Annotated in this window: 7 protein-coding genes; 3 read left to right on the top strand and 4 right to left on the bottom strand. The window is 69.2% G+C overall.

Annotated elements, in window-relative coordinates:
* Positions 1–461 precede the first annotated feature (461 nt).
* Positions 462–2,342 (top strand): ABC transporter ATP-binding protein, encoded by a 1,881-nt coding sequence (locus ACFU5M_RS21430; RefSeq protein ID WP_379051849.1) that lies wholly within the window; start codon positions 462–464, stop codon positions 2,340–2,342.
* Between the two features lie 72 nt (positions 2,343–2,414).
* On the opposite strand, the gene ACFU5M_RS21425 is transcribed toward ACFU5M_RS21430, so the two are convergent.
* From ACFU5M_RS21425 to ACFU5M_RS21415, 3 genes are all read right to left on the bottom strand, one after another.
* Positions 2,415–3,908 carry an alpha/beta hydrolase gene (locus tag ACFU5M_RS21425; protein ID WP_379051860.1) on the bottom strand — a complete coding sequence of 498 codons (1,494 nt, stop codon included), beginning with the start codon at positions 3,906–3,908 and terminating at the stop codon, positions 2,415–2,417.
* Between the two features lie 364 nt (positions 3,909–4,272).
* A complete protein-coding gene (locus ACFU5M_RS21420) occupies positions 4,273–5,268 on the bottom strand; it encodes an oxidoreductase (protein ID WP_379051847.1) in 996 nt (331 codons plus the stop codon).
* Between the two features lie 37 nt (positions 5,269–5,305).
* Entirely contained in the window at positions 5,306–6,376 is a 1,071-nt protein-coding gene (locus ACFU5M_RS21415) for a DNA polymerase IV (protein WP_379051844.1), read from the bottom strand.
* 70 nt (positions 6,377–6,446) lie between these two features.
* Between ACFU5M_RS21415 and ACFU5M_RS21410 the strand changes: the two genes are divergently transcribed.
* Positions 6,447–7,031, top strand: coding sequence for a TetR/AcrR family transcriptional regulator (locus ACFU5M_RS21410; protein WP_379051841.1), 585 nt, complete (start codon positions 6,447–6,449; stop codon positions 7,029–7,031).
* Complete coding sequence (locus ACFU5M_RS21405; protein WP_379051838.1) at positions 7,028–7,480, top strand: PaaI family thioesterase; 453 nt, start codon at positions 7,028–7,030, stop codon at positions 7,478–7,480. The genes ACFU5M_RS21410 and ACFU5M_RS21405 overlap by 4 nt, the downstream gene beginning before the upstream one ends.
* Positions 7,481–7,813: 333 nt before the next feature.
* On the opposite strand, the gene lon is transcribed toward ACFU5M_RS21405, so the two are convergent.
* Positions 7,814–10,144 (bottom strand): endopeptidase La, encoded by a 2,331-nt coding sequence (lon, locus tag ACFU5M_RS21400; protein ID WP_379051858.1) that lies wholly within the window; start codon positions 10,142–10,144, stop codon positions 7,814–7,816.
* Positions 10,145–10,317 lie beyond the last annotated feature (173 nt).

Here is a 10,317-nt window from a genome sequence, read left to right as displayed (position 1 = left end):
ACACTTCGTCGCGGACGCGACGGCCACTCGGACGCGAGCCGGGCCGCGAACGGAACATGCACGGTCTCGCTTCGCTCGGAACCTGCGGTTGAGCCGGTGTGGTAGTGCTGGGCGATAGGTGCAGATTCGACCTTGCCGGATCGCTGGCGGCGGCGGGGAGGGCGGATACGCGTCTACGGGGTCACTCGGATGGGCAAGGTCCGACAACGAAGTTTGCCGGGCTGGACTTCGGAAGTTTGGGGGCCGCGTGGTCACGTCGACGGCGACTGCGCTTCTGTGCGCCCGAGGCGTTGGTCGGGTGGCCGCCATCCCCGCGGGCTGGATCCACGGTCGGGCTGCGGCCGGTTTCGCCGTCGGCGGAAACAGTGTGCGTCCGGAATCGACTTGAACTCAACCATTGTTGAGGTCTTAGTGTCGGTGGCCAGGTCTTGAATGGGGTGGGAAGCGAGAGGGAGAGCAACGTGAGCATCGAATCCGTGGCGTGGAGCCAGATGTACCGGCGGGTGAACGCGCCGCAGGAACAGCGGCCGTTCCGCTTCGCCACCGCCAGGCGCATCTTCCGGTTCGCGGCGCCGCACCGCAGGAGGATCGGGGCGTTCTTGGTGTTCAGCGTGGTGTCCGCGGTGCTCGCCGTGGCGACGCCGGTGCTGGCGGGCCGGGTGGTCAACGACATCGTGGGCGGCGCCGCGCCACGGGTGGTGGCCGTCCTCGCGCTGGTGATCGGCGCGCTCGCCGTATTCGACGCGGGGCTCGGGCTGGCGACCCGATGGATGTCGGCACGGATCGGTGAGGGCCTCATCCTCCATCTGCGCACCGCCGTGTTCGACCACGTGCAGAAGATGCCCGTCGCCTTCTTCACCAGGACCAGAACCGGCGCACTCGTCAGCCGCCTGAACAACGACGTCATCGGCGCGCAGCGCGCGTTCAGCGACACCCTGTCCGGCGTGGTGGCCAATCTGGTCACCCTCGCGCTGACGCTCGCGGTGATGCTCAGCATCTCGTGGCAGATCACGTTGCTCGCGCTGGTTCTGTTGCCGGTGTTCGTGTTCCCGGCGCGCCGGATGGGCAACCGCCTGGCGGACATGCAGCGAGAGGCGGCGCGGCTGAACGCGGCGATGAGCACCCAGATGACCGAGCGGTTCTCGGCGCCGGGCGCGACGCTGGTCAAGCTCTTCGGCCGTCCGGAGCAGGAGTCCGACGAGTTCGCGCTGCGGGCCCGCCGGGTGCGCGACATCGGCGTGCGCACGGCGATGCTGCAGACCGTCTTCGTCACCTCGCTCACACTGGTGTCGGCGCTGGCGATCGCCCTGGTGTACGGGCTCGGCGGCTGGTACGCCCTGCGCGGCCAGTTGGACGCGGGCGCGGTGGTCTCGCTGTCGTTGCTGCTCACCAGGCTCTACACACCGCTGACCGCACTGGCGAGCGCCCGGATGGAGATCATGGCCGCGCTGGTGAGCTTCGAGCGCGTCTTCGAAGTGCTCGACCTGAAGCCGCTGATCGAGGACGCGCCGGGCGCGAAGCCCGTCCCGGCGGGCCCGGTCGCGGTGGAGCTGGACGCGGTGAGCTTCGGCTACCCCTCGGCCGACAAGGTGTCGCTGGCCTCGCTGGAGGACGTGGCGAATCTGGACACTCGCGGTGGAGTGGAGGTGCTGCACAACGTGTCGCTGCGCGCCGAGCCCGGTCAGCTGATCGCACTGGTCGGCTCGTCCGGTGCGGGCAAGTCGACGATCGCCCAGCTGGTCTCCCGGCTCTATGACGTCGACGGCGGCGCGGTGCGGATGAACGGCACGGACGTGCGCGAGCTGACCACCCGGTCGATCCGCGAGACGGTCGGACTGGTCACCCAGGACGGGCACCTGTTCCACGAGACCATCCGAGCCAATCTGCTGCTCGCGCGACCGGAGGCCACAGAGGCCGAGCTGTGGGACGCGCTGGAGCGTGCCCGGCTGCGCGACCTGGTCGCGTCGTTGCCGGACGGACTGGAGACCGTGGTCGGCGAGCGCGGCTACCGGCTCTCCGGTGGCGAACGCCAGCGTCTGACCATCGCCCGCCTGCTGCTCAAGCAGCCGCGCGTAGTGATCCTGGACGAGGCGACGGCGTCGCTGGACTCGACCTCCGAAGCCGCCGTGCAAGAGGCGCTGTCCGAAGCACTGGAGGGCAGGACCGCGCTGGTGATCGCACACCGGCTGTCCACGATCCGCGCTGCCGACCAGATCCTGGTGCTGGAGGAGGGCCGGGTCGTGGAGCGCGGCACGCACACCCAACTGCTTGCCGCCGACGGCCGCTACGCGGAGCTGTATCGCACCCAGTTCGCCGAGGAACCCGTCACGGCCGCGGCCTGACCGGCCACCACCAGCAGCACCATCGAGAACGTGCCGGCGAAGTGCACCACCACGCCGTCGACGATCAGCGTCCTAGCTCGCCGTCCGGTCCGCGGTACAGGTGGTGTCGGTGTCCGGCAGGGTTCCCGCGCCGAAGTAGACGTTGATGGCGTTGTTCACGCAGCTGCTCAACTCGGGCCGGAAGGTCATATGGATGCGGACATCTTCCAGGGTGACCATCCGCGACGCCGACAGGTACTCGTGCAGCCGGACGGCGTGGGCGTAGGGAGTGCGCGGATCTCCCGTCGCCTGCACGATGAGCGCGGGCACCGCATTCCGGACCACCGTCGGCGGTTCGACCGGCCGAGGCCAGAAGGCGCACGGCTGGATATTGCCCGCCAGCGCGCCGAACACCGGTTGCGTGGCCCGGCTCTCCTCGATGTTGCGCCAGTACCACGTGGGATCGATGGGCGCACCGACATCGCCGCAGGCGATCTGCGCCAGGACGGAGTTCTCGTTGTCCCGCAGCGCTGCCACGATGGCGCGCAACCGCGGCGTGCGGGAGGTGGTGGGCGGACCGCCCGCGTCGTCGGCGAGCTCGCGCACCGTCGCGGCCAGTGGTTCGTTCAGCCGGAAGTTCCACAGCAAGGCGTGCAGGATGAACGGCAGCCAGTGGTCGTCGATCGCGAAATCGTCGATGACGATCGGCCGGCGGTTGACGACGCGGACCAACTCCTCGACCTTCGCGCGCACCTGCTGCGGCGTCGCGCCGAGCCGGAACTCTTCGTCCCTGGCCGCGGCCCACACCGCCCAATCGTCCAGCGCGATCTCGTCCGAGGGACCCCAATCCTGGACCAAGCCCTCCCAGTACCGGTCCGGGTCGATCGCGCTGTCGAGCACGATTCGATCACTGCGCTCGGGGAACATCTGGGTGAACACCGCCCCGAGATACGTGCCGTAGGACAAGCCGTAGAAATTGATCGTCTGTTCGCCCAAGGCGGCTCGGACGACGTCCATGTCCCGTGCCGTGTTGCGGGTGGTGAACTGCCGCACCAGCTCTGGATCGCGGATCACGCAACTAGCGGCCATGCCAGCGGACTGGACGGTGTCGTGCACGAAGCCGAGCGGGTCGAGTCCTGCCGACCGGATCATCTCGCCGACCGGCCACCCGCACCGCGGGCTCCGGCTCGACTCGCCGACCCCGCGCGGGTCCATCCCGATCAGGTCGTAACTCGCCAGCACGTCCGGCGACAGCACATCACCGAGCAGATCCACACTGTCCAGACCCGGGCCGCCCGGACCGCCCGGATTGGACAGCAGGATTCCCCGCCGCCGAGCCGGATCAGCCGCTTTCACCCGGGATATCGCCACGGTGACCGTGCGATCGCCGGGCCGCCCGTAGTCGAGCGGCACCAGGACGTTCGCGCACTCGCCACCGGCTTTGTCCAGATTCTCGACGCCACACGGCTGCCATTCGAGCGTCTGGTGATAGAACCGGTCCAAGCCGTTCGGCTGCGCGTCGGCCACCGGATCGGCCCGGCTGTATGTGGGCGCGGCGAGCAGTGCGGAAGCCGCCACTATCGACATCGAACGCCAGAACAGATTCGCGGACAACGAAGTTCGCCTCTCGGCCGGGTGCGATCACGTGCTTGCGGAAGAACCGTATCGGATCAGGGCCCGCGACGGTGGCAGCGTCTTCCCCCGCGCGGCGTGTTCCGATCGACGGCTGATCAGGGTTCCCGTCCGACCGCCACGTAGCGGTGAAGCGCGGTCGCCGCCGCATTCGAACGGGCACCGAGCGGGCGCCTGGGTCGTTCGAACCGGCGAAGCCCGGCTCGAACGCATCGAGCCGGGCTTCGCTCAGTGTCATGAGGCTGCGGTCCGTACATCCGAAACGGACACGGCGCAGTTTTCGTCCGAGTTCTACCGAAGCACGCCGAGAACTGGCGGGTCAGAATTCGCCCAGGACGCCGATCACGGTTCGGCCCCGGTGGCTGCCGCTCTGGATGGAGCGCAACACCTTCTCCGCCTCGGTGATCGGAACATGGTTCACCAGGGACGAAAGATGCTGTGGGCGCAACTCTTTGCCGAGCCGTGACCACACGTCGCGGCGACGGTCGATCGGGAGGTTGACCGAATCGATGCCCTCCAGCGCGACACCGCGCAGGATGAACGGCATCACCGTGGTGGGCAACTCGGCGCCACCGGTGAGCCCGCTGGCCGCGACTACGCCGCCGTAGCCGATGGCGCTCAGCACGTAGGCGAGCGAGGCGCCGCCGACGCTGTCCACGGCCGCGGCCCACCGCGCTTTGGTCAATGGTCGCGGCTTGGCATCCGGGTCCTCCGGCAGCCTGCCGATCACCTCGTTCGCGCCGATCTCGCTGAGCAGATCGTTCGCGTCGGCCTTGCCGGTGGAAGCGATGACTTCGAAGCCGAGACCGGAGAGGATGTCGACGCTGACGCTGCCGACTCCGCCGGTCGCACCGGTGACGAGCACCGGGCCCGCGTCCGGGGTGAGGCCGCGGTCGAGCAAGGCCTGCACGCTCAGGGCCGCGGTGAAACCCGCGGTGCCGAGCGCGGCCGCGTCGCGCAGGCTCAGGTCCGCCAACTTGACGACCCATTCGGCGGGCACCCTGGCGTATTCGGCGAAGCCACCGTTGCGCGAAACGCCGATGTCGTATCCGTGCGCGATCACCGGGTCACCGGGGGCGAAATCGTCGTCGGCGGAATCGACCACCTCGCCCACGAGATCGATCCCGGGCACGATCGGGTAGTTGCGCACCACCCCGCCGCCCTTGGTGATCGCCAGACCGTCCTTGTAGTTCGCGCTCGAGTAGTGCACCTTGATCGTCACGTCGCCCGGCCCGAGGAAATCCTCGTTCACCTGCTGCCGGGTCAGGACGATCCCGCTGTCCGTTTCGTGTGCCACCATCGCCCAGAACTCCATGCGGACGAGCATACGAGGGTCGGGAAGGGTCCGGGAGCTAGCGCGGCAGGAGTTCCAACCGGACGCCGAGCAGACGAACCGGGCGGTCGAGGTCGAACCGATCGATGATGCGCAGCGCGGTCTCGGCGATCCGCGCGACGTCGCTGGTCGGTTCCGGCAGTTTTTCTTGCTTGCTGCGTGTGTAGAAGGTGTTGGTGCGCACCGTCACGGAAACACGGGTGCCGATCCGGCCCGCCGCGGCCATCTCCTCGGTGACCTCGGTGGCCAGCCGCACCACCTGGGCGCGGATCTCACCGCGATCGGTCAGGTCGTGCGGGAATGTCTCGGACTTGCTGCGGCCCACGGGTATTCGCGGTTCGGTGGTGACGTCCGTATCGCCCTTGCCGTGGCCGAGCACCCAGAGGTACGGCCCGGTGTTCGGCCCGAACTCCGCGGCGAGTCGCTGCCGGTCGGCGGCCATCAGGTCGCCGACGGTTCGAATGCCCAGCTCGGCGAGCCGGGCGGCGATGCGAGTGCCGATGCCCCACAACGCGTCCGTCGGGCGATGGGCCATCACTTCGATCCAGTTCTCGGCGGTGAGCCGGAAGACGCCCGCGGCCGCGCCGGCGTCGGCGACGGGCTCGGCCGAAGCCTTGCCCGCCGATTTGGCGAACCCGGTCGCCAGCTTGGCGGTGAGTTTGTTGTCCCCGATACCGATCGAACAGGTCAGCTCGAGTCCGGCGATGGCACCGCGTACCCGCTGCGCGAGGGCCTCCGGGTCGTCGGTGTCCGCGGCGAGGAAAGCCTCGTCCCACCCCCACACCTCGACCCGTCCCGGAAACGTGCGCAGCAGCGCCATGACCTCGTCCGAGGCATCCTCGTAAGCGGTCATGTCCAACGGGAGAAACACGCCCTCGGGGCACTTGCGCTGCGCGCTGCGCAGCGGCATCCCGGCCCGTACGCCGAACCCGCGCGCCGGATAGGACGCGCAGGTCACCACCTTGCGCGGTTCGGTGGGATCACCGTTGCCGCCGACGATGACCGGCAGGCCGCGCAGTTCCGGATGACGGCGGAACTCCACCGCCGCCTGGAACTGGTCGAGATCGACGTGCAACAGCCATCTGGCCACCTTCCGTTTCTACCCCAGGGCTGCGACATCGCGCATTGCGCCGGTCACGAAACAGAACTAAATTCTGGATATGAAGATTCGAGATCGGTTACTGTTGTCGGCCGAGCGCCAGTTCGCCGAACACGGGGCCCTCGACGCGACGCTGACGCAGATCCGCGATGCGGCGGGCGCCAGCGTCGGCGCGCTCTACCACCACTTCCCGGACAAGGCCGACCTGTACCGGCAGGTGTGGGCCAACGCGCTCGCGGACTACCAGGAGCATTTCTGGGCAGCAATCGGCGACAGCACCGACGCGCGCGCGGGCGTCACCGCGGGGGTGCGCGAGCACCTGCGCTGGGTCGGCGAGAACCAATATCGCGCAACCGTGCTCACCTCCGCGCGTCCGCCAGGAGTGCGCGAGAGCGAGAGCAATCGACGCTTCCTGTCCGACGTGACGCGATGGTGGCGCACGCACGCCGGATACGGGGCGGTGCGCGATCTTCCGATCGATCTGGTCTACGCACTGTGGCTCGGCCCGGCGCAGGAATACACGCGACAGTGGCTCGGCGGCGAGATGCGCATCGCACCGGCCGAAGTCGCGGGCGAACTCGCCGACGCCGCCTGGCTAGCCCTCGCCGCCGATCGCACCCGAGCCGCGGCTGAGGTCTCTCGATGACGACCACCATGACCCTCGACCTCGACAGCGCCGAGAAGATACTGGCCGCGCAACCCTTCGCCACCCTGGTGGGCACCGAGATCACCGCGTTCGGCGACGGCGCGGCCACCCTGGTCATCCCGCTCCGTCGCGAATTGACCCAGCAGTTCGGCTATGTGCACGGCGGCGTGCTCGCCTACGCCGCCGACAATGCCCTCACCTTCGCCGCCGGAACGGTGCTCGGCGCGAACGTGCTCACCGGCGGTGTCACCATCACCTACCTGCGCCCCGCCGCGGGCGACCGATTGCGCGTCGAGGCAGCCGTCACCGGCGCGACACGCCGCCAGGCGGTCGCCCACTGCGAGATCTACGCGGAAAGCGAGGGCCACGAACCCGTTCTGTGTGCGGTGGCCCAGGGTACGACCCGGCTCGCGGAAGCCGATCTGACCGGTGCGGACACCAGCGGCTGACCAACGGTGCCGCGTACGAGAAGTGCCGTCCGAGCCGGAGCGCGTCGGCACCGGGCACCGGCTGATCATCGGCGGCGGCCGGCGGGGCTGTGCTTGCGCGAATTCCGGAGCGGTGAATGATCGCAACCGTCAGCTCGCCGCCCGTACATCGGCATGTTCGGCGGGATGAGCCGCACGACCCGTTCCGCTGCGGCGCCGCCGGGCGCGCAGTGGCGTACGCACGGCGATCGGTGAGCCGCCGTCCATGGCCGCACAGCGCGCGTCCGGCCGCACGCTCGGCAGCATGCGAACGGCCGGGCACGGAGTTACCGTGCCCGGCCGTTCCAGCCCAGGTCAGGCAGTCGCCGCGAAGGCGGGCCCCAACGCGGGTTCGGCGACCGGTTCGATGGCGTAGGCCAGGATGTCGGCCACGTCGGCGACGGGGCGGACATCCAGCGCGGCCAGCACTTCCGCCGGGACGTCGTCCAGATCCGGCTCGTTGCGCGCCGGGATGAACACCGTCTTCAATCCGGCCCGCTGGGCAGCGAGCAGCTTCTGCTTCACGCCGCCGATCGGCAGCACCCGTCCGTTCAGCGTGACCTCACCGGTCATGCCGACGTCCGATCGCACCTGCCGTCCCAGCGCGAGGGACACCAGGGCGGTGACCATGGTGACGCCCGCGGACGGGCCGTCCTTCGGCACCGCGCCGGCCGGGAAGTGGATGTGGATGTTGCGATCCAGCACCGTCGGCTCGATGCCGATCTCCTCCAGGTGCGAGCGCACGTAGGTCAGCGCGATCTGCGCGGACTCCTTCATCACGTCGCCGAGCTGACCGGTGAGGGTCAGCGAGCGCTCACCCTCGGCGGCGTTCGCCTCGATGTAGAGCACGTCGCCGCCCGCGCCGGTCACGGCGAGGCCGGTGGCCACGCCCGGGACGGCCGTGCGTTCGACCGAATCGGGGATGAAGCGCGGACGACCCAGGTAGTCCTCGAGGTCGTCCAGACCGATCGTCAAGGTGCCGGTGTCCACCTCGTAGCCCAATTCGGGGTCGTAACCCGCTGTGGCGGGAACGGTTTCACGCTCGGACAACCGGGTGGCCGCCTTGCGCAGCGCCTTGGCGATCAGCCGTTCCATCTGCCGAACGCCGGCCTCCCTGGTGTAATTGGCGGCGATCTCGCGCAGCGCGTCCTCGCCGACCGTCACCTCGTCGGCGGTCAACGCGTTGCGCTCCAATTGCCGCGGCACGAGGAAGTCGCGCGCGATGGCCACCTTGTCGTCCTCGGTGTAGCCGTCGACGGTGATCAGTTCCATCCGGTCCAGCAGCGGCCCGGGAATGGTCTCCATGACATTCGCGGTCGCGATGAACAGCACGTCGGACAGGTCGAGGTCCAGATCCAGGTAGTGGTCGCGGAAGGTGTGGTTCTGCGCCGGGTCCAGCACTTCGAGCAGGGCGGCCGCCGGGTCGCCGCGGAAGTCCGAGCCGACCTTGTCGATCTCGTCCAGCAGCACGACCGGGTTCATCGATCCGGCTTCCTTCATGGCGCGGACGATGCGGCCGGGCAGCGCGCCGACGTAGGTACGGCGGTGGCCACGGATCTCGGCCTCGTCGCGCACGCCACCCAGGGCCACGCGGACGAACTTGCGGCCCAGAGCGCGAGCCACGGACTCACCCAGCGAGGTCTTGCCGACGCCGGGCGGGCCGACCAGCACCAGCACCGCGCCGGACCCGCGTCCGCCGACGACCTCCAGGCCGCGGGCGGCCCGCCGCGCCCGGACGGCCAGGTACTCGACCATGCGGTCCTTGACCTCGTCCAAGCCGTGGTGGTCGGCGTCCAGCACGGTGCGGGCGGCCGAGACGTCGGCGCTGTCGGTGGTCTTCACCGTCCACGGCAGCTCCAGCACGGTGTCCAGCCAGGTCCGGATCCAGCCGGATTCCGGGCTCTGATCGCTGGCCCGCTCCAGCCTGCCGACTTCGCGCAGCGCCGCCTCGCGGACGGTCTCGGGCAGGTCGGCTTGCTCGACGCGGGTGCGGTAGTCATCCGCGCCGTCCGGCTCGTCCTCGCCGAGTTCCTTGCGGATGGCGTTGAGCTGCTGGCGCAGCAGGAATTCGCGCTGGCTCTTCTCCATGCCCTCGCGAACGTCCTCGCTGATCTTCTCGCTGATCTCGGCCTCGGCGATGTGCGCTTTGGTCCACTCGATCAGCGTGGTGAGCCGCTCGGCCACGTCGGGGGTCTCGAGCAGTTCACGCTTCTGCTCGGCGGTCAGGTACGGGGCATAGCCCGCGGTGTCGGCGACGGCCGACGGGTCGTTGAGCTGATTGACCGCATCGATGATCTGCCAGGCCTCGCGGCGTTGCAGCACCGAGACGACCAGCTTCTTGTACTGCGCGGCCAGTTCCTTGGTACGGCCGTCCGGGGTGGGCGTCTCGACCGGCTCGGCCTCGACCCACAGCGCGGCGCCTGGGCCGGTGACCCCGTGCCCGATCTTGGCGCGCCGTTCGGCCTTGAGGACGGCCGCCGGGGCTCCGCCGCGCATCCGGCCGACCTGTTCGATGGTGGCGACCACACCGTAGGTGGCGTAGCCCTCGTTCAGCCGTGGCGCGAGCAGCACGGCGTCGGTTTCGGCGGCGCGCGCGGCATCGATCGCGGCCTGCGCCGATTCGTCCAGTTCGATGGGCACGACCATGCCCGGCAGCACGATCGGATCGGTCAGGAACAGCACCGGCAGGTTCTGTGGTGTAGTCACGTCTTCGACCTTCCAAAAGTTGAGCGATGCCTACTCAACCCCGGGGCGTTCGGGTTTGTTCCACCCCGACCGGTCCGTTCGCTGACGGCGAAGTCCCGCTCCGCGTTGACACC

The sequence above is a fragment of the Nocardia sp. NPDC057455 genome, assembly GCF_042802775.1.
In the GTDB taxonomy this organism is placed as follows: Bacteria; Actinomycetota; Actinomycetes; order Mycobacteriales; family Mycobacteriaceae; genus Nocardia.
The sequence above is the reverse complement of the archived record's forward strand: the minus strand, read 5'-3'. Positions and strand labels throughout refer to the sequence as shown.

Bases quoted from the DNA above. Each gene is read 5' to 3' on its own strand.
- ACFU5M_RS21425 (WP_379051860.1), bottom strand. From the start codon at position 3,908: ATGTCGATAGTGGCGGCTTCCGCACTGCTCGCCGCGCCCACATACAGC.
- ACFU5M_RS21420 (WP_379051847.1), bottom strand. From the start codon at position 5,268: ATGGAGTTCTGGGCGATGGTGGCACACGAAACGGACAGCGGGATCGTC.
- ACFU5M_RS21410 (WP_379051841.1), top strand. From the start codon at position 6,447: ATGAAGATTCGAGATCGGTTACTGTTGTCGGCCGAGCGCCAGTTCGCC.
- ACFU5M_RS21405 (WP_379051838.1), top strand. From the start codon at position 7,028: ATGACGACCACCATGACCCTCGACCTCGACAGCGCCGAGAAGATACTG.
- lon (WP_379051858.1), bottom strand. From the start codon at position 10,144: ATGGTCGTGCCCATCGAACTGGACGAATCGGCGCAGGCCGCGATCGAT.